The sequence below is a fragment of the Sphingomonas jeddahensis genome, assembly GCF_001981525.1.
GTDB classification, from domain to species: Bacteria; Pseudomonadota; Alphaproteobacteria; order Sphingomonadales; family Sphingomonadaceae; genus Sphingomonas; species Sphingomonas jeddahensis.
In genome coordinates this window covers 90,612-115,037 of sequence record NZ_MPSB01000011.1, presented here as the reverse complement: position 1 = coordinate 115,037, position 24,426 = coordinate 90,612, and the positions used below count along the sequence as shown (strand labels likewise).

The window sequence follows — 24,426 nt, the reverse complement described above, 5'->3', positions numbered from 1 at the left end:
ACAACACCGTGCGTCCGCACAGCAGCCTTGGCGGCATGGCACCCGCCGAGTTCACCAACCGCCCCCGCCAAAGGCATGAGGACACCAAAGCTAACTTATCAGCGGCCTGAAAATGGGGAGCAGGTCAATGATGAGTTGGAGGAGGACTGCAACGATCAACAACGGTCCACCTGAATAGCCACCGATTTGGTGTTCGCGCAATCAAACAAGGCCTCGGCTCTCTCCTCATGGCTGGCGCAGCAATCTTGTCTTCGGCACTTTCTGAGCAGCGCTCGCCGCCGGCGCGATCATCGCTTTCGCCTGGCCGTTCCCCGCGACGCCTGTCCTACACTCCGCCGCTCGCGTAAACTCCGACCTATGCTTTACATCGCTCAAACCGCGAATGTTGACACCTGTTGGAGAAAAACCCTCCAGCGCCTCAACATTGTCAACATTCGCTCCAACACTGCACCCGCAACCCGCCCGTTCCCTTCCCACCGCAACCCGCCTAAGCGCCTGATATGACCCACGACATTCACGTCATCGGCGGCGGGCTCGCCGGGAGCGAGGCCGCTTGGCAACTCGCCGAGGCCGGCCACAAGGTTCGCCTGTCCGAAATGCGCGGCTCGGGAGAGAACACCCCCGCGCACCACACCGATCACCTCGCCGAGCTCGTCTGCTCGAACAGCTTCCGCTCCGACGATGCGGAGAGCAACGCCGTCGGCCTGATCCATCAGGAGATGCGCGCCTTGGGCTCGCTGATCCTGCGTGAGGGCGACAGGCACAAGGTGCCCGCCGGCTCCGCATTGGCGGTCGATCGCGACGGTTTCTCCGCCGGCGTCACCGCCGCGCTCGAAGCGCACCCCAACATCACGATCGTGCGCGAGCGGATCGATGCGCTGCCGGATGGGCCTGCGATCATCGCCACCGGCCCGCTCACCGCCCCCGGCCTATCCGAGGCGATCGCCAGCGAGACGGGCAAGGACGCGCTCGCATTTTTCGACGCCATCGCCCCGATCGTCCACCGCGACACGATCGACATGGACAAGGCCTGGTTCCAGTCGCGCTACAACAAGGGCGACGGCACCGATTACATCAACTGCCCGCTCACCCGCGAACAATATGACGCGTTCGTCGAAGGCCTGCTCGCCGGCGAGAAGAGCGTGCCGCGCGAATGGGAGAACGTGCCCTATTTCGAAGGCTGCATGCCGATCGAGGTGATGGCGGAGCGCGGCCGCGAGACGTTGCGCTACGGCCCGATGAAGGGCGTCGGCCTCGACCAGCCCGGCACCGCGACCGAGGAGCATCCGCAAGGCCGCTGGCCTTATGCCTGCGTCCAGCTGCGCCAGGACAATGCCGCCGGCACCTTGTGGAACATCGTCGGCTTCCAGACCAAGCTGAAGCACGCCGAGCAGGTCCGCCTGTTCCGCACCATCCCAGGGCTGGAAAAGGCCGAGTTCGCACGCCTGGGCGGCCTTCACCGCAACACATTCCTGCGCTCGCCGGAACTGCTCGATCCCGAACTGCGGCTGAAATCACGCCCCAACGTCCGCTTCGCCGGCCAGATCACGGGGTGCGAAGGCTATGTCGAAAGCGCCGCGGTCGGCCTGCTCGCCGGCCGCTTCGCCGCCGCCGAGTTGAGCGGCGGTGCGATGACGCCGCCGCCGGTCGAAACGGCGCTGGGGGCATTGATCAACCACATCACCGGCGCAGCGGTGGCGGAAACCTATCAGCCGATGAACGTCAACTTCGGCCTCTTCCCCCCGATCGAGGGCCGCACCAAGAAGGCCGATCGCAAGAAGATGTACACCGACCGCGCCCGCGCCGCGCTGGCGAAATGGATGGCAGCTTAATTGCCGTCCTCCGCCGCTGGTGGTGCGCAGACGCATTTGGGCTTCGGCTTGCGCTTCACCGCGGTGGTGGCGAATTCGGTGCGGTCCATCGTGCCGGACTTGTCACGATCGGCAGTGGCGAACTTGGTGGTGGTCTTCACCGCCCATTCCTCGAACGTCAGCCGCCCGTCTGCGTTCGTGTCGAGCTTGGCAAAGGCCTTGCGGCGGGCGGTGAGATATTCCTCCGCCGCGATTTGCCCGTTGCGGTCCTTGTCATACCGATCAAACCGTTTCTCCTCCCGCGTGCGGGCGCTCGCCTCCGGAACCGGCGCCTCGTCGCGGGCCGGCACTGCCGCGTTATCACTGGTGAGTTGCGGCGCCGGCGGCAGCACCGGCTCGGTCCGCGCCCGTCCCGTGAACACCAGCCACCCCGCCGCCACCATCAGCAGCGCCGCCAAGCTACCCGCCAGATATCGCCACATCGCCTGTCTCCCCGCTGCGGATGCTAGCGGCTGACGGGGGCGCCGCAAGCCTATCTGCCGGTCATCCGATGCCAGGCAAGCCGCGCCACCCGCCGGGGCGCCCCCACCGGATGCGTCCCGGCGAGATCGGCCCGCGCGATATGCACCAACGCGCCCAGGAAGCGCCCCTCACCGCTCCACCGCTGCCCCGCCGCCAATTTTAGCAACGGCTCCGCCATCCCTGCGGCGATGCGAGCGACGGTCGGATCCGCAGTAGCCTGTGCAAGATCGGCCAGTGCCCACCCCTGCCCCGCGTCCGCGACCGCATCGCGCGCGCCGGCAAGACGTGCGGCGATTTCGAACAACTGTCCCCGCGCAACCGCGAAGATCGACATGTCCTCAGGCGACGGCGGCGCGAGCAGATGTTCCCAGCCGTCCGACATCGCCGCCAGCATCGTCCCGTCCGCACCAGCGATCGCCAGCGTTTGCAAGATCGGCTGCGCAGGCGGCACACCGCCGCCGAGCGCCCTCAGCGCTTCGTGCCACCAGGTCAGCCGCAACTGCGCCACCATCGGATCGCGCGTGCCAAGCGCCAGCTTGGCCAACGTCGCATCCAACGCAAAAGCCGCCGCAATCCCCGGCGCAGCACGGGCGGGCGCGTAGCCGAGCGCCAGCACGCGTTCCGCATGCCCGCCGGCAGGGTCAATCCCGAAGGTTTCCGCGTCGTTTACCATGTCGTTTGAGCCCGGCTTAGCCGGTGACGGTGCATAGTGCCAAACCAAGACCAAATGAACTGGCGCATGAGCGATAACGGCATGACATCATTTTTGACGCGCCTGCGCGGTGACACGCGCGGCAACACGCTGGCGATGATGGCTGCATTCCTGATCCCGCTCGCCGCGCTGACGGGGTCTGCTGTCGATGTAGGCCGGATGTATCTTGTAAAGGTGCGCTTGCAACAAGCCTGCGACGCGGGAGCGCTCGCAGGACGCAAGTTCATGGACGACAGCAATTCGACCACGCTCGATGCAAACGCGGTGACGCAGGCGCGAACCTTCTTCGCCAACAATTTCCCGAGCGGGATCATGGGAACGCCTGCTTATACGAATGCGACGCGCCCGTATCCTTTTACGCCGACGAAGACTGCCGACAATCAGGTTGCCGGGACCGCCACGACGCGCGTGCCGATGACGATCATGCAGATGTTCGGTCAGTCGGAACAGCCGCTGACCGTGACGTGCGAAGCGCGGTACGACATCGCCGATACCGACGTCATGTTCGTACTGGACACTACGGGATCAATGGCCTGCGCGGCGGCGGACGCCAGCTGCAGCCAAGCGGTCAGAACCTATACTCGGCCTGATGGCACGATCGGATATTACACCACGGAGAAGTCCAACTCGAAATTGTCCGGTCTTCGAGCCGCCGTTATGAATTTCTACGATACCATGGCGTCAAACATCGATCCGAACACACATGTTCGCTACGGCTTCGTCACCTATACATCGACGGTAAACGCCGGCGCCGCACTGTTGGATGTGTCCCCCAACAGCTTCGTGACGCAGTGGAACTATCAATCACGTGCGATCACTGGTGAAGAGCAGACTGGCTCAGCCTCCGACACGACTTACTCGAATGATACGAGCGCCGAGTGCACGGCGCGAGCGGGCCGCGCGCCCGGAGGCGAACTGACATTTAGCACGAACGGGCTCGCCTATTATTTCACCCGTATCTCTTGGACGAGGAACAACGGCCGGAGCACCGGAGGCACGTGCGTGATCCGTGCTCAAGCGGTCAAGCCGGTCTGGCGCTACGGGCCGGTCACCTATAACGTTAGCCAATATATCGCGACGCTGAACACCAGCAACACGGTCGCGGACCCGAGCAAGATCACCGGCGCGACCGCGCGCTGGCAGGGCTGCATCGAGGAACGGACAACCACGCCGGGTACAACTACATTCGACATCGACAATCTGCCGGCGGACCTGGACCCGGATTTGCCCGCTACGTCGAACAATAGTCGCTGGCGTCCGATGTGGCCGGAAGTGATCTACTACCGCGCTACCAAAGCGGGTAACACCTACGCGGGAAACGGGTCGTCCCCATACGGTGATCTGTGGGTCGATCAATACACAAGAGCGAGAGACAGCTACACCAATATGACGCCCTATCCGAACGGATGGGCGGAGAACATCGAAAGCGGCTACGTCTCGTGCGGCAAACCCGTATCCCGCCTTGCCACCATGACCCGCGACCAAGTGTCCGCGTATGTCAATGCGGTCGATTTCAAGGCGCAGGGCGGCACTTACCACGACACCGGCATGATCTGGGGCACACGGTTGATCTCGCCGACCGGGTTGTTCGCGGCGGACACGGCGGCGTGGCCGGGCCGGCAAGCACCGAACCGTTTCATCGTCTTCATGACTGACGGCGCGATGGCGCCAAATGACAGCCTTTATGGCATGTACGGCATGGAGAAGTACGACGGTCGCATAGGAGGCGGCAACACGAGCGATCTGACTGATTTTCATAATGCGCGTTTTGTCGCCGAATGCGCCGCCGCGAGGAGCCGTGGCATCACGGTGTTCGTGATCGGCTTTGGTCAGGCGCTGAATGATGAACTTAGGACTTGCGCCTCACCGGGGCAGGCTTTCTTCGCTGGCGACAATGCGGCGCTGACCAGCGCGTTTCAGTCCATCGCCAAGCAGGTCGCGATGCTGCGGGTCTCAAAATGAGGTGCGTTCAACGCCTGCTCGGCGATCGGCGCGGCGTCACTGTGGTCGAGTTCGCGATCGTCGTGCCTGTGATGTGTATGATGATGATGGGCTTGGGTGACCTCCTGTACCAGACGTACGCCAATGAATTGCTCAGCGGCTCAATCCAGAAAGCGGCGCGGGACTCCGCAATCCAGGGCGGGGCCGACCAGGCGGATGTACTCGACGGTCAGGTGATCGATATGCTGGCGCAGATCATGCAGCGGCCGACAGCGTCCTGCTCGCCAACGCCGTTGCCGGGAACCTACTGCTCTCGCCGGCGCAGCTACGCGGTCTTTTCTGCTGCGGGACCCGAGCCTTTCAACGACGACAACGGCAACAACCTGCGCGAAACCGGCGAATGCTATCAGGACCTCAACAACAATGGCACCTGGGACGCACAAGCAGCGAATGGAGTTGCGGGTCAGGGCGGCGCAAACGAGGTAACGCTATACACGATCAGCGTCACCTATCCCCGTATCTTCCCGGTTCCCGCGCTCTTCGGGTGGAGCAGTTCACAGACGATCAGTGCACAAACTTTGCTCAAGAACCAACCATATGCTTCGCGCATAGACCCGACGGTGACCTGGAAATGCAATTGACCGGCCATGCCTTGTTCAAGCAGCTTCGCCAAAATACCAAGGGCGTGGCACTGGTGGAATTCGCCTTCAGCGCGCCGATCGTGCTGGCGCTGGGGCTGTATGGCGTGGAGATCGGTAATCAGGCGTTGGTCAGCATGCGGGTAAGTCAGATCGCGTTGAACCTCGCAGACAACGCCTCACGCATGGGGTTGATCGGCACCAACAATGTCGAGTCCATGCGTGAGGGCGACATGAACGACATGCTGCAGGCTGCCAGACTGCAGGGTCAAAGCATCGGGCTGACCACGAACGGCCGTGTGATCGTCTCCAGCCTAGAGAACGTGCAGCAAAGCTACGATACTGCGCCCGTACAGCGGATCCACTGGCAACGGTGCATGGGAAAAGCGAGCGGACCAGGCTACGATTCGTCCTATGGCGACACCAGCATCTCCGCTGGCACGACCGCCACGCTGGCGAATGCCGGAACCACGATGCCGGCTGGAATGGGACCGACCGGCGCGAAGGTGAACGCGCCACCACGTTCTGGATTGATGTTTGTGGAGATCAACTATCTCTACAAGCCGCTGGTCGGTGAGTGGTTGGTAGCGCCATACCGCATACACTATACCGCGTCGCTGATCGTCCGGAATAACCGCGATTTCCGTCAGATCTACAATCCGGTGGCATCCGCCAGGCGCGCGACCTGCAATCTCTACGGCCCATAATGAAGCCCTTCCCGGGGAGCGCCGCTCCCCGGGAAAACGCGATTACTTCTTGTACACCACCTTCTTCACGCCCGCGACGATCTTGTCGGACGAGATCAGCGCCAGCTTCTCGAGGTTTGCCGCATAGGGCAGCGGCACGTCCTCGTTGCACACGCGGATCACCGGGGCGTCGAGGTCGTCGAAGCCTTCTTCCATGCAGGTCGACACGATCTCGCTGGCAATCGAGCAGGTGGGCCAGCCCTCTTCGGCCACGACGACGCGGTTTGTCTTGGCGAGGCTCTTGAGCACCGTGTCCTTGTCGAGCGGGCGCAGCGTGCGCAGGTCGATGACCTCCGCGTCGATGCCCTCCTCGGCCAGCTTGTCGGCGGCTTCAAGCGCGAGGCCCACGCCGATCGAATAGCTGACGATCGTCACGTCCTTGCCCTCGCGCATGATACGGGCCTTGCCGATCGGCAGAACCCAATCGTCGAGCTTGGGCACGTCGAACGACCGACCGTAGAGCAGCTCGTTCTCGAGGAACACGACCGGATCGGTCGAGCGTATCGCCGCCTTGAGCAGCCCCTTGGCGTCCGCCGCATCATAGGGCGCGATCACGATCAGGCCGGGGACGCTGGCATACCAGGGGCCATAGTTCTGCGAGTGCTGCGCGCCGACGCGGCTCGCGGCACCGTTCGGGCCACGGAACACGATCGGGCAGCGCATCTGGCCACCGGACATGTAGTTGGTCTTGGCCGCCGAGTTCACGATGTGATCGATCGCCTGCATGGCGAAGTTGAACGTCATGAACTCGACGATCGGGCGAAGACCGCCCATCGCCGCGCCCGTGCCGACGCCGGCAAAGCCATATTCCGTGATCGGCGTATCGATGACGCGCTTGTCGCCGAACTCGTCGAGCAGGCCCTGGGTCACCTTGTACGCGCCCTGATATTGCGCGACTTCCTCGCCCATCACGAACACGCGCTCGTCGGCGCGCATTTCCTCGGCCATCGCATCGCGCAGCGCCTCGCGGACGGTCGTCTTGACCATCTCGGTGCCCTCCGGGATCGCCGGATCGGCGACCTGGGCGTCGTGCTTCGCCGCCTCGAACATCTGGCGCGCACCGGTCTCGACCTTCTCCTGCGCAGGGTGCGCGGAGTCTTCCACCCCGTCATCCTTCTTGGCGTCGGCCTTAGCCTTGGGCTCGGGCGTGTCGTCCTTGGTCTCGGCAGGCGCCTTGTCGGCACTGCCGGCTTCCTCGCCCTCACCCTGCAACTGCATGATGACGGTGCCGACCTTCACGTTATCGGTGCCCTCGGCGACCAGGATCTTACCCACGGTGCCTTCGTCGACCGCTTCGAACTCCATCGTCGCCTTGTCGGTCTCGATCTCGGCCATGATGTCGCCGGACTTCACCGTGTCGCCTTCCTTGACGAGCCACTTGGCGAGCGTGCCCTCCTCCATGGTGGGCGACAGTGCCGGCATCTTGATGTCGATCGCCATCTCAATACTTCTCCACCAGCACGTCTGTGTACAATTCCTTGGGATCGGGTTCCGGGGTGCTTTCGGCGAAATCGGCCGATTCGTTGACGACCTTGCGGATCTCCGCCTCGATCGCCTTCAGCTCGTCTTCCTTGACGCCTTTAGCATCGAGCAGCTTCTTAACGTGCTCGATCGGGTCGGACTTGTCGCGCACCGCCTGTACTTCCTCGCGGCTGCGATACTTGGCCGGATCGGACATCGAGTGACCGCGATAGCGATAGGTCTTCATCTCGAGGATGACAGGGCCCTTGCCCGCACGCACCCAGGCGAGCGCTTCCTCGGCCGCACCTCGCGCCGCCAGCACGTCCATGCCATCGACCTGGATGCCAGGAATGCGGAAGCTCTCGCCGCGGCGATACAGCTGGTCCTCGGACGAGGCGCGGTTCACGCTCGTGCCCATGGCATATTGGTTGTTCTCAATCACGAAGATGATCGGGAGCTTCCAAAGCTCGGCCATGTTGAACGCTTCGTACACCTGGCCCTGGTTGGCCGCACCGTCGCCGAAGTACGCAAGGCACACGCCGCCGTCGTTGTTGTACTTGTGGCTGAAGCCGAGCCCGGCGCCCAGCGACACCTGCGCGCCGACGATGCCGTGCCCGCCGTAGAACTTATGCTCCACGCTGAACATGTGCATCGAGCCGCCCTTGCCCTTCGAAATGCCGGCCTGACGCCCGGTCAGCTCGGCCATCACGTCCTTGGGCGGGATGCGGCACAGCAGCATGTGACCGTGATCGCGATAGCCGGTGATCACGCTGTCCTTCTCGGTCAGCGCGGACTGGAGGCCAACCGCGACGGCTTCCTGCCCGATATAGAGGTGGCAGAAGCCGCCGATCAGGCCGAGGCCGTAAAGCTGACCGGCCTTTTCCTCGAAGCGGCGGATCAGCAGCATGTCCTTGTAGAACTGCAGCAATTCGTCCCTAGACGCCTGATAAGGCTGCGGCTCGCCGGGGCGCTCGCGATTGGGGACGGGGGGTTCGGCGCTCTTAGCGCGGGCGTTTCTTGCCACGGAGGTGAAGCCTCGTAGGTTCCTAGGGGAGGGAGAAGCCGCGCCTATAGGCCCGGATACGCGCGGGGCGCAACGGGAGGGGTGCATCGGGTAACGTTACGTCACTTTGTCGAAGCTCGGCTTCCGCATCTTGATGGCGATCATGTGCGACAAGGCCGCTCACCTAAGTGAAAGAAAGAACCGACGATTGCCGGGCGGCGCAAGTGGGGCGCGTAAATCCGGCTGAACCGCTCGGATTTCTTGCCCCCTGCCCCGACCGGACCTAAGTCCAGGTTACATGCCCGCCGCCACTCACCCGCTTCGCATCGCTAACTACCGCAGCTATTGGCTGGCACGGCTTGCCAGCACCATTGCGCAATCGGCGTTGGCCATTGTGCTCGGGTGGCAGGTGTACAGCATCGCACGCGAGACGATGGACATTCGCGACGCCGCTTTTCTACTCGGCATGATCGGCCTCGCACAGTTCGTGCCGTTGTTCTTGCTGACGCCGATCGTCGGATTAATCGCCGATTCGATCGACCGCCGTTGGATCGTACGAGGCACAACGACACTGCTCGCCTTGACCACGGCGATGCTGGGGTTTGCGACGTGGGAAGGCTGGCTTGGCCTACCGGCCCTGTTCGGAGCCGCGGTGTTCGTCGGCGTGGCGCGCGCGTTCGCTGGACCGGCTTACTCCGCGCTGGCGCCCAACCTGGTTCCGCGTGAAAGCTTGCCCACGGCGATTGCTCTCGGCTCCATTGCAATGCAGGTCGGCTTCATCGCGGGGCCAAGCCTCGGTGGGCTGCTGTTCGCCATCGGCCCTATCGTCGCTTACGCCGGCATGACGGTGATGTTCACCGTCGCGCTGCTCATGCTGCTGACGATCGGGCGCGTACCACAGCCCCCGGCGCAGAAGGACCGCCGGCCTCTGGCCCGGATCGCTGATGGCTTTTCGTATGTGAAGCGCAACCGGCTGGTGCAGGCGGCGATCACATTGGATCTGTTCGCGGTCCTGCTCGCCGGTGCGACGGCGTTGCTCCCGATCTATGCTCGCGACATCCTTCATGTCGGCCCGAGCGGACTGGGATTGCTTGCTGCCGGTATGGGGATTGGTGCATCGGTCACTGGCGTTTATCTGTCGCTCCGCCCGATAAAGACTGACGTCGGCGCCAAGATGCTGATCGCCGTCGTCGTGTTCGGCCTCGCCATTCTTACGTTCGGGATATCGAAGATCTTCGCCCTCAGTCTGGCGGCGCTAATCGTCGCCGGTGGCGCCGACATGATATCGATGTACGTGCGGGGCTCGCTGATCCAGCTTCACACGCCCGACGAGATGCGCGGCCGTGTCAGCGCCGTCAGTCAGCTAACCATTTCGGCGTCAAACGAACTGGGCGAGGCGGAGAGCGGACTATTGGCCTCGCTGCTCGGCCCGGTGGCTGCCGTGGTAGTGGGCGGCATCGGGGCGATCGCCGTGACCCTTTTGTGGTCACGACTGTTTCCGGAACTGAAGAACGCGCGAACCTTTGATCCGCCAGCAGAACCGCTCTCGGTCGTCCCACCCGAAACTCAGCATGGAGTGAGCCAGCCATGAAGGCGAACACGATCCTCGACACGATCGGCAATACGCCACACATCCGCATTCAGCGGCTGTTCCCGGGATCCGAGGTCTGGATCAAGTCGGAACGATCCAATCCCGGCGGCTCGATCAAGGACCGCATTGCGCTTGCCATGATCGAGGCAGCCGAGGCGTCTGGTGACTTGAAGCCGGGCGGCACGATCATCGAGCCAACCAGCGGCAACACTGGCATCGGCTTGGCAATGGTGGCTGCGGTGAAGGGCTACAAGCTCGTCCTGGTCATGCCCGAGAGCATGTCGCTGGAGCGCCGCCGGCTGATGCTGGCCTATGGCGCGACCTTCGACCTGACGCCGCGCGAGAAGGGCATGAAGGGCGCGATTGAGCGCGGGCTGGAACTGGTCCAGACGACGCCCGGCGCGTGGATGCCGCAGCAGTTCGAAAATCCCGCCAACATTGACGTCCATGTGAAAACAACGGCGCAGGAAATTTTGAATGATTTCCGCGACGCGCCGATTGATGTGCTGATCACGGGCGTTGGCACCGGCGGACACATCACCGGCGTGGCCGAAACGCTGAAAAAGGAGTGGCCGAACCTCAAGGTATTTGCCGTTGAGCCGAGCGCTTCCGCCGTGATCAACGGCGGGCAGCCCGGTCCTCACCCGATTCAGGGCATCGGTGCCGGTTTCATACCTGCGAATCTGCACACCCAATCGCTGGACGGGGTGATCGAAGTGGACGCGGCCGTCGCCAAGGACATGGCGCGCCGTGCCGCGCGCGAGGAAGGCACGCTGGTCGGCATCTCCTCTGGAGCAACGCTGGCGGCAATCCTGCAGAAGCTGCCCGACCTGCCTGAAGGGGTGCGGGTGCTCGGCTTCAACTACGACACGGGTGAGCGTTACCTGTCGGTCCCCGATTTTCTGCCGGAAGCATGATATGAGCCATTGTGCTAGGGATTGTCCCGGCACAGCGCACCGTCTGGGCCAACATGCCGCGCTTCGCTGGGCCGGAAAATTGGGTTAAGCCTCGCGCGGTGCCTAACCTTCGCCCTCTCAACCTGATCCTCGTTGTTGTGGCGATCGTCGCGGTCGCCCTGCCCTTGATCGTCACGCACCTGGTGCCGGCCGCCAAGGTTGAGGTCGGTGCGTCGGCCTCCCCTGTGCTGCGTACCACCGCGCCGCGGGTCGCTCCGCCACCAGTGGAGCCGGTGGAATATGCGGAGATCGCCCCGGATGATGCGCGGTCGATCAATGCGAAGGTACCATTCGTGAAGGGCCCGGTGCCTCCAGCGCGACCGTACCATTTCGTTGGGGGCAAGGATGATCTGGCGCGTGCAACGGACTGTTTGGCCGCCGCCGCTTATTACGAGGCAGGCGACGACGCCCCAGGCGAGCAAGCCGTGGCGCAGGTCGTGCTAAACCGGTTGCGCCATCCAGCCTTTCCGAAAACGGTGTGCGGGGTGGTGTTCCAGGGCGCGGAACGGTCCACCGGTTGCCAGTTCACGTTCACCTGCGACGGTGCGCTCGCACGCACGCCGTCGGCGGCCGCCTGGAAGCGCGCGCGCGAAATCGCGAGCAAGGCATTGCGCGGCGGCGTGTACAAGCCGGTAGGCTGGGCCACCCACTACCATACGGACTGGGTGGTGCCCTACTGGAGCGCCAGCCTAGACAAGATCGCCGAGCTTCACACGCACCTGTTCTTTCGCTGGACCGGATGGTGGGGAACCGGTCCGGCCTTCAACCGTGGGCAGCAGCCAGAAGAGGCACCGGTCACCAAGTTGGCCATGATTTCCGACGCGCATCGCATGAGTGCTGCCGTGGCGGGCAACGATGCCGCGATCGTTGCGGCGTCAACGTTTCAAGGTCGAGCCGCGGCTCCGCTAGGGAGCGACGCGGGCACATTCCTGGCGGCGCTCAATCCCGTTCAAGCGGATGAGTTCGCCGACCTGGCATTGGCCGCCTGCGACAAACGCGCGAAGTGCAAGTTCATGGGTTGGACGAAGCCCGATGGCATGCCCACAGGAATGCCGCTGACACCGGAGCAGATAGCGGCCATGTCGTTCAGCTACATTCGCGATAGCGCAAACGGCCTGGAGCGGATGCTGTGGAACTGCGAAGAGTTCACCAAACGTCACCCGTGCATGCGGCGGCTGATGCTGCGTGCGACGCCGGCGCCGAGGGTAGGCGACCCACCGAAAGGGCCACCTCCGCTTGACGGCGTGCGACGCAAGGAGGCGGCCGAGACTGCGCTAAGCAACATAGCGGGATAGCGTAACACCCGCGCCCGTCTCAACTTAACCTGTCACTACCCTCATGCGTCTTCATACGCGTGCTAAGACCAAGCGAGGCACCGAGTGCTTTCAGTCGCTTTTCGACGGATTCGCCTCCCAGTGCGCGATCAGCTTCGCCCCAGTGCAGTTCGACCCCATCTGCCGCCCGCCGGATGCTGGTACGGTTGAGCGGCCCCGCTACGCCGCCGGACAAGCGTTGCGCAAGGCGGATCGCTAGCCCCCAGGCATTGGCGCGCGCCAGATCAGCCGCAGAGGCGAGTGCCGGAATAGGCGCGGGGCACGGCGGCTGCGCGCCCAGGCTCGCCGCAAGCGCGGCAGCCATAATCGCGCGGTCGCGGGCATCGACCCCGACCCAGTTACCGTGCAGCGCAGTCTCGACGCCCAGCTCGACGCGGAACTCGGGGTTCGCGCGCCAGCTCGTGTCGGCCAGCAGACACGCGGCGTGACGAAGACGCGCGTCGGCAACGGGCTCGTCGATGAACAGGGGGGCGATCCAGCGGTCGAGCAGGTCACCATGCTCGGGAAAGCGGCCTAATTGCTGCCCCTCGTCGCGCGCAGCGACGATCAATGGATCGAGCGCCGCCTGTTCTGGCGACAGGCGCTGGTAAAGCAGCCCTTCGCGCAGGCCAAAGGCGGAGACGATCGTCCCTGACGAGCCGAGCACCGGAAGGAGCGCACCGAGCAGGTCAGTTGCGGGAGCCAGCGTCGGCACGCGGCCGCTCGACAGATGCGGCACCCCCTTGAACCATGCCTTGTCCAGCGTCGGGAGCTTGCGGCGAAGCAGCTCGATGCGGGCCGGCGCCATCGCATAGCCGTGAAGGATCGGCAGCGGATAGCCGCGGTCGTGAATGTCGACGCGCGCGAGCGAGCGCCAGGAACCCCCGACGAGATAGAGCGGTTTGCCGCGCCCCGCCCCGGCCCAGCCCGAGTCTTCGAGAATACGCCCGACGCGACGCTCAAAACCGCCCTTGGCGCGCAAGTCCGCGAGGCGGAGCACGCCGAGCGGAAAAGAGATGTGTTCATGGAGCTGTCCGCCGCTGACGCGCACCAGCTCCAGGCTACCGCCGCCGAGATCGCCGACGATGCCGTCCGCCTCGGGAATGGCCGAGAGCACACCGTAGCCCGCCGCCTTCGCCTCCTCTTCGCCTGGAAGTAGCTCGACGGTAAGGCCTAAGCGGTCGGCAAGAGCGATCAGATCGTGGCCATTGCTCGCATCGCGTACTGCGGCCGTGGCAACAGTGCGCACGTCGTCGCAGCCCATTTCGCGGGCGAGTGCGCCGAAGCGCGCCAGCGCGGACCCGGCGAGCGCGAACGCTTCGGCATCGATCGCCCCGGTCTGTGCGAGACTGCGGCCGAGGCCGGCGAGTACCTTTTCGTTGAACAGCGTCGCCGGCAGACGCGGTGGCCCCTGATAGACGACGAGGCGGATCGAGTTCGATCCGATATCGATGATGGCAGTACGCGAGCCTTCCAAGCGATCAGCTCCGCAGCGACAATTTGGGTACCTGGCCACCCTCGCCCAGCGCTGCACCCCGTCCCGAAAGCGAAGGATTGGTCATGAAATAACGATGGAGGTTGAACGGCTTCTCGCCCGGATCGGTGCGGACGTAACTGCCATCCGCATGCAAATCCCAGCTTTGTTCGGTGTCGATGAAATTGGCGAGCATCACCTGATCGAGCACCTGATCGTGAACGGTACCGGTTTCGAGCGGGAGCATGTACTCGACGCGACGATCGAAGTTACGTGGCATCCAGTCCGCTGATGAAATGTAGATATGCGCATCGTCGTTCGGGAGCGGCGATCCGTTGCCGAACACGGCGATCCGGCTGTGCTCGAGGAAGCGGCCGACGATCGACTTGACCCGGATATTCTCCGATAGTCGGGGAATGCGCGGGCGAAGACAGCAGATCCCGCGGATTACCAGATCGATCTCCACCCCAGCCCCGCTGGCCTCGTACAGCTTCTCGATGATCGCTGGATCGACCAGGCTGTTCATCTTGGCCCAGATCGTCGCCGGACGACCGGCGCGGGCGTGGGCGATTTCGGCATCGATTTCCTCGATCAGCCGGGTGCGCAGCGAGCGCGGGGAGAGAACGACATGCTCCATGTCCTCCGGTTCTACATACCCGGTGATGTAGTTGAACATCCGGGCGGCATCACGCCCGATCGCGGGATTAGCGGTGAAGAAGCTGAGATCGGTGTAAATCTTGGCTGTGATCGGGTGATAATTACCGGTGCCAAAATGGCAGTAGGTCCGGAACTGCCCGGCCTCTCGCCGCACCACCATCGAAACCTTGGCGTGGGTCTTCCAGTCTATGAAGCCGTAGACGACCTGAACGCCGGCGCGTTCGAGCGCGGAGGCCCAGAGGAGGTTTTGCTCCTCGTCGAAGCGCGCCTTGAGCTCGACCACGGCCGTGACCGACTTGCCAGCCTCAGCCGCCTGAATCAGAGCGTTGATGACCGCGGACTGCTTGCCGGCTCGGTACAGTGTTTGCTTGATCGCCACAACGTCGGGATCGTTCGCCGCCTGCTTCAGAAAGGCGAGCACAACGTCGAACGTCTCGTAAGGATGGTGGACGATGATGTCCTTAGCGCTGATCGCCGCGAAACAATCGCCGCCGAACTCGCGGATCCGCTCGGGGAAGCGTGGCGTGAAGGGCGTGAACTTGAGGTCGGGGCGGTCCTCGTCAACAATACGATCGAGATCGCCGATCCCGAGGAAGGAGCCCGATTCGGTCACCAGCGCTTGTTCACCAAGTTCATCCCGAAGAACCTTGGCGAGCGACTCGGGCATTCCCGTTTCCAGTTCGAGCCGGATCACCCGGCCGCGGCGGCGACGCTTGATGGCATTGGCGAAATAGCGGACGAGATCCTCGGCTTCCTCCTCGATCTCGATGTCGCTGTCGCGCAGCACGCGGAATTCGGCGGCGCCCTCGACGCGGTAGCCGGGGAACAGCATGGCCGAGAAACGCTTGATCATCGATTCGACGGCGACATAGCGGGCGCGCTCGCCCGGCATCCGGACGAAACGTGACATGCCGTTTGGGACCATGACCAATTCCCGGATCGGCTCGCCGTCCGAAATACGGACGAGGTCGAACATCACGGCCAGCCCCTTGTTGGGCATAAACGGGAACGGGTGCGCCGGATCGAGCGCCTGGGGCGTGATGACGGGGAAAATCTGCTCGCGGAAATGCGTTTCAAGCCAGCCGATCTCCTCAGGCATAAGCACCATGTCGATCTTGCTGGAGCCGAGCACCTGAATGCCCGTGTCGGCCAATGAATGACGAATGTCGCGCCAGACATTTTCCTGGCTGGCGAGCAACGCGTCCGCCTCGGCGGTAATCTCGCCGAGTTGCTGCGATGGCGTCAGCCCGTCGGCGGAGCGCGCCTCGACCTCAAGCAACTGCTGACCCTTGAGCCCAGCCACCCGGACCATGAAGAATTCATCAAGGTTGGAGCCAGAGATCGACAGGAAGCGGAGCCGTTCGAGCAAGGGATGCGCCGGATTGCACGCTTCCTCCAGCACCCGGCGGTTGAAGGCGAGCCACGAAAGTTCGCGGTTGAAGTAACGATCCGTATCGCGCTGCTCGAAGGGATCGTCGTCAGAATCGAGACGGGCTTGGCGAACGGATCGGGTCATCATGGCTCCGGCGGTGAAGGGATCAACGCCGCGGCGGCGAGCGTCGTCCGTGCCAAAGGAATGGACAGCCGCTTGCGACGTTCCATCACCTCCTGATCGAGCGCATCCACCGTTCGCATGACAGCCACGTGACTACGCTCAATCCGCGTGACAAGCCAGTCAACCAAGTCAGGGCGCGCATCCATGCCGCGACGGCCGAACTCGCGCTCCAGCAGGGCGCGTATCAGCGCGTCGTCAGGGGGACCGATCTCCGCCAGTGGCGTGGCGGCTAGGCGCGAACGTAGGTCGGGAAGCTCGACGTGCCACGCGGGAGCCGGTACGTCGGCGATCATCAGCAGGGGACGACGGTGGGCCTGGGCATGGTTCCAGGCATGGAACAGCTCGGTTTCGGAACGATCGGGCGCGTCGTCGATGATCGTGCCGCCGCTTTTTGCCGCAAAGATGCGTGCCAACAAGCTGCGACCCGACTTGCGTGGGCCGACGAGCAGCGCTGCCATTACCGGCCAGGTCGCCCAGTGATCAAGCATGTGGACGGCGCGGTCATTGGAGGGGGAAACCAGAAATTCGTCGCCGTGCGGATCGGCAGGCCAGACCAGCGGAAGCGCGATCTGGCTCACCGCGCGGCTATCCCCAAGGCCGCTCTTATCCTCCTCGCCGCTTTCATCCCGCCGTAACATTGTCGGGCTGGAGGTCGGGCGGCAGCAGCCGCGGCGCACGGCGGATGCGAATGGTGGTGCCCGAGCCAAACACCTGCCAGCCGCGTGCCTCTAGCCCGGCCTTGAGCGCGTCGGCGGGGCCGGCATAGCCGACCGTCATCACCGACAGGCCGCCGAGTGCGAGGCTGCTGGTGGTAGCCGAGTTCACGCCGGGCACACTGCGCATCGCCGATTCGGCGGCGGTCACCGCCGCGACCTCGGGCGTGTCGAACTGAACCTGGATCGAGACGGTGGGCACTACGGGTGCATCGGTGACGATCGTCTCGCCGGCCTCATCATCCTCCTCCTCGGGCACGTCGCTGGGAGGCACGTAGGAGAGGCCCGGATCGCTGCGCAGGTAACCAGCGCGCAGTGCGGATTGATAGCTCTCGTCCAGCCGTTTCACGCCAGCATCGAGCAGCGCCGGAATGCCCGCCACGTTACCCACGCGAAGGGTGAATTGCTGGAGGATCCGGTTGTCCGGTCCCTGCCGAGCCTGGAACACCCCGACCACCGGTCCGCCGGGCCATTGGCGGTAGAGCTTCACCGTTGGGATCAGCACGTCCGATCCGCCAAACTGGTCGAGCACCGCGCGCCACCAGCCGCGGCCGGGCCGCTGCGCTTGGCCGAAGTTTAGCAGCAGCGGATCGGGGCCACTGCCGGTAGGGCGGATATAGTCGATCGCGCTCCCGCCGGTGCGATAGCGCGCCCAGGCTTCCTGCCAGAGCGTGCGCTGTTCGAACGCGGTTGCGACGCCCCCCGACCAGACGATCGGGATCACCACCATCGGCGGAGAGCGCATCACATAGTTCGAAATACCGAGGATCGCGCCGGCGCGGTTGCGATCGAACAGCACGCCAAGCCGCGCAACGTAGCGCTGGGGGCCGATCTGTTCGTTCTCTACGACGATGCCGGTGACGATCGAATCGAGCGTCGAATCGGGGACGCTGCGCTTGCCGGCACCAAGCCGCTGCGACAGCTGTGCCCATGCCTTACGCTGTGCAACGCGCCAGCCGCCGAGCCGAGCGCTGTCGGCATCCTTGGCGGCGACATCGACGCGAACGCCGGAGACCTCGAAATCATTGGAGCTATCGACAGGCGCGACGCCGCGGCCGCTGCCCTCGATCTGGGCGATGCTGACGCCTGCGCCGAGCACGAGGGCCACGGCAGCGGGAACGAGGAACAAGGGCTTCAGGCGCATAAGCGAGCGTCTTTTGGCGAAGCAGGCGTGGAAATCCAAGCGCGTTGTGGCTAGGCGGCCATCATGAGCGAAAGCGGGTACACTTACGAACAGGCCGGCGTGTCGATCGCGGCCGGAAATGCACTGGTCAAGGCGATCGCCCCGCTGGCGCGCGCAACGCGCCGGCCGGGCGCTGACGCGGACCTTGGCGGGTTCGGCGGGTTCTTCGACCTGAAGGCGGCGGGATTCGCCGATCCGCTGCTGGTGGCGGCGAACGATGGCGTCGGCACCAAGTTGAAGCTCGCGATCGAGCACGACCGCCACGACGGCGTCGGCATTGATCTGGTCGCGATGTGCGTCAACGACCTGATTGTGCAGGGCGCGGAGCCACTGTTTTTCCTCGATTATTACGCCAGCGCGAAGCTGGAGGCGGGTGTTGCCGAGCGCGTGATCGCGTCGATCGCGGAGGGCTGCAAGATCGCCGGCTGCGCGCTGATCGGCGGCGAGACCGCCGAGATGCCGGGCATGTATGCGGATGGCGATTATGACCTGGCCGGCTTCTGTGTCGGCGCGGTGGAGCGTGACCGGGTGCTGACCGGCGCCGCGATCGGCGATGGCGACGTGATCCTGGGGCTCGCCTCGTCGGGCGTGCACTCCAACGGCTTTTCGCTCGTGCGGCGGCTGGCGGCGGACAAGGGGTGGAAGCTTGACCGTCCTGCCCTGTTCGATCCCGAGGTGCTGCTAATCGAGGCGCTGATGGCGCCGACTCGCATCTACGTGAAGAGCCTGCTGCCGCTGGTCACCGCCGGGCGCGTGAAGGGGCTGGCGCATATCACCGGCGGCGGGCTGCTGGAGAATATTCCGCGCGTGCTGCCGAAGGGTAGGCATGCGGTGGTGGATGCCGATGCCTGGGCGCAGCGGCGGTTGATGGCGTTTCTCCAGGCGCAGGGCGCGATCGAGCCGGAGGAGATGGCGCGCACGTTCAACTGTGGGATCGGCATGGCGGTGGTCGTCGCCGCCGATCAGGCCGATGCGGTTGCCGCTGATCTGTCCGCTGCCGGCGAAGAGGTGTTCCGCATCGGGCGGATCGAGGCGGGTGAGCGCGGCTGCACCGTGACCGGATCGGTCGAGACGTGGAGCGCGCGCGCGGCCTGGACCGCCACGCATCACGCATGACGGCGAAGCTCGGCATCCTGATCTCCGGTCGGGGATCGAACATGCAATCGATCGTCGCCGCCGCAGGTGACGCCTACGAGGTGGTGGTGGTCGCCTCCGATCGCCCCGCCGCGCCGGGGCTCGCCTGGGCACTGGAACATGGCATCCCGACCTTTGCCTTGGCGCCCAAGGATGTCGGCAAGCAGGCCTATGAGGCGGCGCTGGATGCGGCGTTGCGCGCGGCGGGCGCGGAGTATCTGGCGCTGGCCGGTTACATGCGGCTGCTGTCTGACGAGTTCGTCGCCAAGTGGCGCGACCGGATCGTCAACATTCACCCTTCACTGCTACCCAAGTACAAGGGGCTCGACACGCATGCGCGGGCGATCGCCGCCGGTGATGCGGTGGCGGGCTGTTCGGTGCATGTCGTGACCGAGGAACTGGATGCCGGCGCGGTGCTCGCGCAGGCCGAGGTGCCGATCCTGCCGGACGATACCAAGGACGCGCTCGCCGCACGGGTGCTCGCGGAGGAGCATCGGCTGTATCCGCGCGTTCTGGCGAAATGGCTGAACCGCTAGACACCAACGCCCTGCTCGCGCGGGTTCGCGAGATCGCCTTGGCCCTGCCCGAGGCGGCCGAGCGGCTGTCGCACGGCGCGCCTGGCTTCCACATCGAAAAGTGCAAGTTCTTCGCCTACTTTTCGCACGATCTGCACGGAAGCGGCGAGACGGCGGTGGTGGTGAAGACCAGTGGCGCCGAGGAGCAGGCGATGCTGATCGAGGCCGATCCCGACTGTTATTACAAGCCGCCGTATCTGGGCGTGTCCGGCTGGGTGGCCATGCGCCTCGCTGCGACCGACACCGATTGGGACCGGGTGGCGGAGCGGATCGCGGCGAGTTGGGAAATGGTTGCGCCGCGGCGCTTGCTGGAGATGGGCGGACGATGAGCGGTGAGACACCCGATCAGGCCGCGACGCGGCGGCGCTGGATCTCTCTGGCGGAAATCGTTGCCGTCTCAGGCCTAATCATCGGCGCGCTGACGCTGTGGATGAACTGGAGCGACAAGCGCGACGCGGCGGAGGAGAAAGCGGCGGCGAGCGTTGCAGCCAGTGCGGCGGAGGCGCGGTTCGCGCTGGAGGCGGAACTGGCGAGCGGCGGCGACGAGGTGCGGCTGTCCGATCCCAAGCATGAGTTGCTGGAGACGACCGTGACCTTTCCCAAGGCGCTTGGCGTGGGCACGCAGAGCCCGGCCACCGCCCGGATCGAGCGGGACTGGTTCGCCGGGGCGGTGCTGAAGGCGACCGACGGCGGCGCGGATGCGCGCGAGGGGCGGCTGCCGGTGCTGGTGACGGCGCGGTACCGCGTCGGGGATGCCATGCGGAGCGGACGCGCGATCGTGGAGATCGTGTGGCGCACCGAGGGGCATCTGATGCGCGGCCGCAGCCTGTCGATCGAAGCGGTGCGGGTGCGCGAGCCGGGTGGTGATGCGAAGCGTGTGGATGCGCTGTGGGCGGCGGAGATGAAGCGGCAGCGGATCTAGGCGATCCGCCTTTTCAGCACCGTTCGTACTGAGCTTGTCGAAGTACGTGCCTGGAACACGCCCTTCGACAAGCTCAGCGCGAACGGATTACCTTGGAAGATTCCGCGCGTAGATCACGTCGTCGTACCAGCCGGCGCCGACGTTGAAGCGGCGCGTCCCCGCTAGGGTGAAGCCTTCGCGTTCGTAGAAGGCGCGCGCGACGTGATTGGTGCCAAGGACACCGAGGAGGAGCCGCCTTGCGCCGAGCGACTGCGCGTCGGCAATCGCTTGCGCCATCAGCCGGTTTCCCAGCCCCGTGCCGCGGGTGAGCGACAGCGCGTAGATGCGGCGGAGTTCGATGTCGCCGTGTTCCGGCGTGATCGGGAGATCGGGCGTCGTCAGCAGCGTGTAGCCGACCGGCGCGGCGCCGTCCGGATGCTCGGCGAGCGTAACCACGCTGGCGGGATCGTCGGCCCAGCCGGCGAACTTCGCGGCCGAGCTGTTGCGCGTGCAATGCGCGACAATGTCTTCGCCAGGCAGGATGCCGGCGAAGGTTTCGAGAAAGCTGGCGGCGGCGACCATCGCCGCCGCCGGCGCATCGGCCGCGGTGGCGCGGCGCAGCCGCCAAGCCGTGCTCATCGGATCAGCCGACGATCTCTTCGGGCTTGAAGAAATAGGCGATCTCGATGGCCGCATTCTCATCCGAATCCGAACCGTGGACCGAATTCGCCTCGATCGATTCGGCCAGTTCCTTGCGGATCGTGCCCGGTTCGGCGTTCGCCGGGTTGGTGGCGCCCATGATGTCGCGGTTGCGCTGCATGGCGTTCTCGCCCTCGAGCACCTGAACCACGACCGGGCCGGAGATCATGAAGGACACGAGGTCGTTGAAGAACGGGCGCTCCTTGTGGACGGCGTAGAAGCCTTCGGCCTGCTCGCGGGTCATCTGGATGCGCTTGGACGCGACGACGCGCAGGCCGGCTTCCTCCAGCATCTTGGTAACCGCGCCGGTCAGGTTGCGACGGGTGGCGTCGGGCTTAATGATCGAGAACGTGCGATTGGCGGCCATGATGGTCGCTCCTGTGGTTGGTGGTGTCTGGAAACAGCGGCGCGGTTAGCGGGGCGGCGGGGTGAGTGCAACTGGTTGGCGGCGCTCGCATGGTCATTCCGGACTTGATCCGGGATCCAAGGTGCGGCAGCCGCTGCGGCTTGAGGAGCAAGCGTCAGCTCACGCGGAAGAATGGATCCCGGATCAAGTCCGGGATGACGACGTGAGGGGACGTACAGGCATTCGCACCAACGTCATGCCGGGCTCGTCCGGCATCCACCCGTCCGCGTCCTCAACGGTCGGGGGGTATGCGGAACGGTGGATGCCGAGACAGGCCCGGCATGACGAGGGTGGCTAGGCCGCCTGTTCCCAGCGGCCGGCGTCGTTCTGCTTCCAATAGCGCCGCTCCACCCCGTCGCGGCCGGCAAGGCCCTTCCACGCCGCCCGCGCCGCACCGATGCGTTCCTCGTCGAAGAAGTGGAAGGCGCGGTCGAAGTCCAGCGCGTGGTCGCGCCATTCGCCGTCAACCAGCGCGATGTGCCTGGCGCGGTTAGCGGCATTTACATCGGGAGCGATCAGGATCGGCTGGGCGGTGTCGTCGCCCTCCCCTAGCTGGGCGTGCGGCAGGAAGCTGTCAGGCGCATACTCCCACAGCAGCCGGTCGAGCGCGGCGCGTTGTGCTTCGCCCGAGGCGACGATCAGCAGTCGCACGCCGCTTGCGAGCACGCGCTCGGCGATTCGCGGGAGCGCGCGTTCGAGCGGCATGCTGGTCAGGTGGTAGAAATCAACCTGCATCGTACTTCGCCTCGGTCACGCATGGGCCGACCCTATTGTCCGTTCGCCCTGAGCCTTTCGAAGGGCGTGCCAGCGGCACACGTGCTTCGACAAGCTCAGCACGAACGATCGGAGAAATCGACCCGCTTGTGAAAAGTTACCCCTCGAAGTTGCTGGCCACGAACTGGTCAAGCAGCCGCACGCCATAGCCGGTCGCGCCCTTGCCCCAGGTCGGGCCGTCCTTCTCGGACCAGACCATGCCGGCGATGTCGAGATGAGCCCAGTTCACGCCTTCGTCGACGAAGCGCTTGATGAACTGCGCCGCGGTGATCGAGCCGCCGCCGCGCGGGCCGACGTTCTTCATGTCGGCGATCGCGCTGTCGATTAGCTTGTCATAAGCCGGTCCCATCGGGAAACGCCACAAGGCATCGCCGCTTGCCTTGCTGGCGGCAAGGAGCTGGTCGGCGAGGCCATCGTCATTGGCGAACAGGCCGCCCTGTTCGTTGCCCAGGCTGATGATCATGGCGCCGGTCAACGTGGCGAGATCGACGATCGTCTTCACCTTGTGCGTGCGCTGCACCCAGGTGACGCAATCGCACAGCACCAGGCGCCCTTCGGCGTCGGTGTTGATCACCTCGATCGTCTGGCCGGACATGGAGGTGACGACGTCACCGGGGCGCTGCGCGTTGCCATCGGGCATGTTCTCAACCAGACCCATCACGCCGATCACGTTCGCGCGGGCCTTGCGCAGCGCGAGCGTCTTCATCGCGCCCGCGACCGCGCCTGCGCCGCCCATGTCCCACTTCATGTCCTCCATGCCGGCGGCGGGCTTGATCGAGATGCCGCCGGTGTCGAACGTCACGCCCTTGCCGACGAGCGCCAGCGCCGGATCGCCCTCGCCTGCGCCATTCCAGCGCAGCGCGAGGAGGCGCGCTTCGCGGCGCGAACCCTGCGACACGCCGAGCAGCGCGCCCATGCCGAGTTCTGCCATTGCGGCCTCGTCGAGCACGGTGATCTCGAGACCGAGGCCTTCAACTTCCTTGCTGACCAGCTCGACGAAGCTTTCGGGATAGAGAATGTTCGGCGGCAGGGTGACCAGGGTCTTGGTCAGTGCGAGCCCCTGAGTCACCGCATCGCGTCCTGCCCAAGCGGCGTCCGTCTCCTCGGGCGCGCCGACGATAGTCACGTCGGCAAGCGTCGGCTTCGCCTCATCGGCGAGCTTGGTGCGATAGACGTCGTAGCGCCACGCGCGCTGGGCGGTGCCGGCGGCGAAGCGCGCCGCGGCGATGGCGCTGGTGCCGCTGAGATCGGCGGCGACGGCGGTCACGCCCGAGGTGAGCAGCCGCGCCGTCATCGCCCCGCCGGCCCGCTCGTAGCTGGCGTCGTCCCCCTCCCCGACGCCGAGCAGCAGCACGCGGCCCGACGCGACATAGGCCTCCGCCACCGTGCCCGCCTCACCCTTGAAGCGCTGGCCAGCCGCCGCGGCGGTGAGGATCGCCCGTGCCGCATCGTCCAGCCCCTCGGGCGCGAGCGTCGCCACCGCGCCCTTGGCGACGGGCAGCGCGAGCACCGGCGTGGTGGCTGGGCGAGTGGCGGCAAAGGTGACGTTCATGGCTGTTCCTCTTGTTTCGCCATGCAGATAGGCACTCCCACCCGCGCTGGCAAAGCGTTGCAGCAGCTCGCCTGCGGTGCGATAGGGCCTGTCACCGACCCGCCAACAG

At 64.9% G+C, this 24,426-nt stretch carries 23 protein-coding genes; 11 read left to right on the top strand and 12 right to left on the bottom strand.

Features of this window, described 5'->3' with window-relative positions:
* Positions 1-500 precede the first annotated feature (500 nt).
* Positions 501-1,832, top strand: coding sequence for a methylenetetrahydrofolate--tRNA-(uracil(54)-C(5))-methyltransferase (FADH(2)-oxidizing) TrmFO (trmFO, locus tag SPHI_RS11930; protein WP_076745179.1), 1,332 nt, complete (start codon positions 501-503; stop codon positions 1,830-1,832).
* Here the strand turns inward: trmFO and SPHI_RS11925 are convergent.
* Together SPHI_RS11925 and SPHI_RS11920 are read right to left on the bottom strand one after the other, a co-directional pair.
* Entirely contained in the window at positions 1,829-2,293 is a 465-nt protein-coding gene (locus SPHI_RS11925; RefSeq protein ID WP_076745178.1) for an EF-hand domain-containing protein, read from the bottom strand. The genes trmFO and SPHI_RS11925 overlap by 4 nt on opposite strands.
* Positions 2,294-2,343: 50 nt before the next feature.
* Positions 2,344-3,006, bottom strand: coding sequence for a hypothetical protein (locus SPHI_RS11920; protein ID WP_076745177.1), 663 nt, complete (start codon positions 3,004-3,006; stop codon positions 2,344-2,346).
* Positions 3,007-3,072: 66 nt separating this feature from the next.
* Here SPHI_RS11920 and SPHI_RS11915 point away from each other — a divergent pair, with 66 nt between their 5' ends.
* Genes SPHI_RS11915 through SPHI_RS11905 form a run of 3 tightly spaced genes read left to right on the top strand, consistent with a single transcriptional unit; the run spans position 3,073 to position 6,331 of the window.
* A complete protein-coding gene (locus SPHI_RS11915) occupies positions 3,073-5,007 on the top strand; it encodes a pilus assembly protein (RefSeq protein ID WP_233130906.1) in 1,935 nt (644 codons plus the stop codon).
* Between the two features lie 41 nt (positions 5,008-5,048).
* On the top strand, positions 5,049-5,627 hold the full coding sequence (locus SPHI_RS11910; protein WP_233130905.1) for a TadE/TadG family type IV pilus assembly protein: 579 nt from the start codon (positions 5,049-5,051) through the stop codon (positions 5,625-5,627).
* Complete coding sequence (locus SPHI_RS11905; protein ID WP_076745174.1) at positions 5,618-6,331, top strand: TadE/TadG family type IV pilus assembly protein; 714 nt, start codon at positions 5,618-5,620, stop codon at positions 6,329-6,331. The genes SPHI_RS11910 and SPHI_RS11905 overlap by 10 nt, the downstream gene beginning before the upstream one ends.
* Before the next feature lie 42 nt (positions 6,332-6,373).
* Here SPHI_RS11905 and SPHI_RS11900 read toward each other — a convergent pair whose 3' ends face one another.
* The gene (locus tag SPHI_RS11900; protein WP_076745173.1) at positions 6,374-7,810 is read right to left on the bottom strand and encodes a pyruvate dehydrogenase complex E1 component subunit beta; all 1,437 of its coding nucleotides are present in this window, start codon (positions 7,808-7,810) and stop codon (positions 6,374-6,376) included.
* Position 7,811: 1 nt separating this feature from the next.
* On the bottom strand, positions 7,812-8,855 hold the full coding sequence (gene pdhA / locus SPHI_RS11895) for a pyruvate dehydrogenase (acetyl-transferring) E1 component subunit alpha (RefSeq protein WP_076745172.1): 1,044 nt from the start codon (positions 8,853-8,855) through the stop codon (positions 7,812-7,814).
* 277 nt (positions 8,856-9,132) lie between these two features.
* Between pdhA and SPHI_RS11890 the strand changes: the two genes are divergently transcribed.
* Genes SPHI_RS11890 through SPHI_RS11880 form a run of 3 tightly spaced genes read left to right on the top strand, consistent with a single transcriptional unit; the run spans position 9,133 to position 12,676 of the window.
* A complete protein-coding gene (locus tag SPHI_RS11890) occupies positions 9,133-10,425 on the top strand; it encodes an MFS transporter (RefSeq protein WP_076745171.1) in 1,293 nt (430 codons plus the stop codon).
* Complete coding sequence (cysK, locus tag SPHI_RS11885) at positions 10,422-11,342, top strand: cysteine synthase A (protein ID WP_076745170.1); 921 nt, start codon at positions 10,422-10,424, stop codon at positions 11,340-11,342. The genes SPHI_RS11890 and cysK overlap by 4 nt, the downstream gene beginning before the upstream one ends.
* 53 nt (positions 11,343-11,395) lie before the next feature.
* Positions 11,396-12,676: a cell wall hydrolase gene (locus SPHI_RS11880; RefSeq protein WP_083719958.1), complete on the top strand. Its 1,281-nt coding sequence runs from the start codon at positions 11,396-11,398 to the stop codon at positions 12,674-12,676.
* A gap of 19 nt (positions 12,677-12,695) precedes the next feature.
* Here the strand turns inward: SPHI_RS11880 and SPHI_RS11875 are convergent, their stop codons facing one another.
* The 4 genes from SPHI_RS11875 to SPHI_RS11860 are packed head-to-tail and all read right to left on the bottom strand — an operon-like array spanning position 12,696 to position 18,237.
* Positions 12,696-14,171 carry a Ppx/GppA family phosphatase gene (locus SPHI_RS11875; RefSeq protein WP_076745169.1) on the bottom strand — a complete coding sequence of 492 codons (1,476 nt, stop codon included), beginning with the start codon at positions 14,169-14,171 and terminating at the stop codon, positions 12,696-12,698.
* Positions 14,172-14,175: 4 nt separating this feature from the next.
* The gene (locus tag SPHI_RS11870) at positions 14,176-16,341 is read right to left on the bottom strand and encodes an RNA degradosome polyphosphate kinase (protein WP_076745168.1); all 2,166 of its coding nucleotides are present in this window, start codon (positions 16,339-16,341) and stop codon (positions 14,176-14,178) included.
* The gene (locus tag SPHI_RS11865) at positions 16,341-16,958 is read right to left on the bottom strand and encodes an HdaA/DnaA family protein (RefSeq protein WP_076745167.1); all 618 of its coding nucleotides are present in this window, start codon (positions 16,956-16,958) and stop codon (positions 16,341-16,343) included. Before SPHI_RS11865 ends, SPHI_RS11870 begins: the two co-directional genes overlap by 1 nt.
* A gap of 43 nt (positions 16,959-17,001) precedes the next feature.
* Positions 17,002-18,237, bottom strand: a complete 1,236-nt coding sequence (locus SPHI_RS11860; RefSeq protein WP_076745166.1) for a hypothetical protein — start codon at positions 18,235-18,237, stop codon at positions 17,002-17,004.
* A 63-nt stretch (positions 18,238-18,300) separates the two neighbouring features.
* Here SPHI_RS11860 and purM point away from each other — a divergent pair, with 63 nt between their 5' ends.
* Genes purM through SPHI_RS11840 form a run of 4 tightly spaced genes read left to right on the top strand, consistent with a single transcriptional unit; the run spans position 18,301 to position 20,907 of the window.
* On the top strand, positions 18,301-19,392 hold the full coding sequence (gene purM / locus SPHI_RS11855; RefSeq protein WP_076745165.1) for a phosphoribosylformylglycinamidine cyclo-ligase: 1,092 nt from the start codon (positions 18,301-18,303) through the stop codon (positions 19,390-19,392).
* Positions 19,389-19,946, top strand: a complete 558-nt coding sequence (gene purN, locus SPHI_RS11850) for a phosphoribosylglycinamide formyltransferase (RefSeq protein ID WP_076745191.1) — start codon at positions 19,389-19,391, stop codon at positions 19,944-19,946. The genes purM and purN overlap by 4 nt, the downstream gene beginning before the upstream one ends.
* On the top strand, positions 19,931-20,314 hold the full coding sequence (locus SPHI_RS11845) for an MmcQ/YjbR family DNA-binding protein (RefSeq protein ID WP_076745164.1): 384 nt from the start codon (positions 19,931-19,933) through the stop codon (positions 20,312-20,314). Before purN ends, SPHI_RS11845 begins: the two co-directional genes overlap by 16 nt.
* Positions 20,311-20,907: a hypothetical protein gene (locus tag SPHI_RS11840; RefSeq protein WP_076745163.1), complete on the top strand. Its 597-nt coding sequence runs from the start codon at positions 20,311-20,313 to the stop codon at positions 20,905-20,907. Before SPHI_RS11845 ends, SPHI_RS11840 begins: the two co-directional genes overlap by 4 nt.
* An 87-nt stretch (positions 20,908-20,994) precedes the next feature.
* On the opposite strand, the gene SPHI_RS11835 is transcribed toward SPHI_RS11840, so the two are convergent.
* The 4 genes from SPHI_RS11835 to SPHI_RS11820 all read right to left on the bottom strand — a co-directional run bounded on the left by SPHI_RS11835 (position 20,995) and on the right by SPHI_RS11820 (position 24,317).
* A complete protein-coding gene (locus tag SPHI_RS11835; protein ID WP_076745162.1) occupies positions 20,995-21,525 on the bottom strand; it encodes a GNAT family N-acetyltransferase in 531 nt (176 codons plus the stop codon).
* Between the two features lie 4 nt (positions 21,526-21,529).
* A complete protein-coding gene (ndk, locus tag SPHI_RS11830; protein WP_076745161.1) occupies positions 21,530-21,952 on the bottom strand; it encodes a nucleoside-diphosphate kinase in 423 nt (140 codons plus the stop codon).
* 333 nt (positions 21,953-22,285) lie between these two features.
* Positions 22,286-22,726 (bottom strand): DNA polymerase III subunit chi, encoded by a 441-nt coding sequence (locus tag SPHI_RS11825; protein ID WP_076745160.1) that lies wholly within the window; start codon positions 22,724-22,726, stop codon positions 22,286-22,288.
* Positions 22,727-22,862: 136 nt separating this feature from the next.
* Positions 22,863-24,317, bottom strand: coding sequence for a leucyl aminopeptidase (locus tag SPHI_RS11820; protein WP_076745159.1), 1,455 nt, complete (start codon positions 24,315-24,317; stop codon positions 22,863-22,865).
* Positions 24,318-24,426 lie beyond the last annotated feature (109 nt).

Bases quoted from the DNA above. Each gene is read 5' to 3' on its own strand.
- trmFO (WP_076745179.1), top strand. From the start codon at position 501: ATGACCCACGACATTCACGTCATCGGCGGCGGGCTCGCCGGGAGCGAG.
- purM (WP_076745165.1), top strand. From the start codon at position 18,301: ATGAGCGAAAGCGGGTACACTTACGAACAGGCCGGCGTGTCGATCGCG.
- SPHI_RS11870 (WP_076745168.1), bottom strand. From the start codon at position 16,341: ATGACCCGATCCGTTCGCCAAGCCCGTCTCGATTCTGACGACGATCCC.
- SPHI_RS11920 (WP_076745177.1), bottom strand. From the start codon at position 3,006: ATGGTAAACGACGCGGAAACCTTCGGGATTGACCCTGCCGGCGGGCAT.
- SPHI_RS11860 (WP_076745166.1), bottom strand. From the start codon at position 18,237: ATGCGCCTGAAGCCCTTGTTCCTCGTTCCCGCTGCCGTGGCCCTCGTG.
- SPHI_RS11825 (WP_076745160.1), bottom strand. From the start codon at position 22,726: ATGCAGGTTGATTTCTACCACCTGACCAGCATGCCGCTCGAACGCGCG.
- SPHI_RS11880 (WP_083719958.1), top strand. From the start codon at position 11,396: ATGCCGCGCTTCGCTGGGCCGGAAAATTGGGTTAAGCCTCGCGCGGTG.
- purN (WP_076745191.1), top strand. From the start codon at position 19,389: ATGACGGCGAAGCTCGGCATCCTGATCTCCGGTCGGGGATCGAACATG.
- ndk (WP_076745161.1), bottom strand. From the start codon at position 21,952: ATGGCCGCCAATCGCACGTTCTCGATCATTAAGCCCGACGCCACCCGT.
- SPHI_RS11840 (WP_076745163.1), top strand. From the start codon at position 20,311: ATGAGCGGTGAGACACCCGATCAGGCCGCGACGCGGCGGCGCTGGATC.
- SPHI_RS11915 (WP_233130906.1), top strand. From the start codon at position 3,073: ATGAGCGATAACGGCATGACATCATTTTTGACGCGCCTGCGCGGTGAC.
- SPHI_RS11890 (WP_076745171.1), top strand. From the start codon at position 9,133: ATGCCCGCCGCCACTCACCCGCTTCGCATCGCTAACTACCGCAGCTAT.
- SPHI_RS11820 (WP_076745159.1), bottom strand. From the start codon at position 24,317: ATGAACGTCACCTTTGCCGCCACTCGCCCAGCCACCACGCCGGTGCTC.
- SPHI_RS11900 (WP_076745173.1), bottom strand. From the start codon at position 7,810: ATGGCGATCGACATCAAGATGCCGGCACTGTCGCCCACCATGGAGGAG.
- SPHI_RS11845 (WP_076745164.1), top strand. From the start codon at position 19,931: ATGGCTGAACCGCTAGACACCAACGCCCTGCTCGCGCGGGTTCGCGAG.
- cysK (WP_076745170.1), top strand. From the start codon at position 10,422: ATGAAGGCGAACACGATCCTCGACACGATCGGCAATACGCCACACATC.
- SPHI_RS11835 (WP_076745162.1), bottom strand. From the start codon at position 21,525: ATGAGCACGGCTTGGCGGCTGCGCCGCGCCACCGCGGCCGATGCGCCG.
- SPHI_RS11925 (WP_076745178.1), bottom strand. From the start codon at position 2,293: ATGTGGCGATATCTGGCGGGTAGCTTGGCGGCGCTGCTGATGGTGGCG.
- SPHI_RS11905 (WP_076745174.1), top strand. From the start codon at position 5,618: ATGCAATTGACCGGCCATGCCTTGTTCAAGCAGCTTCGCCAAAATACC.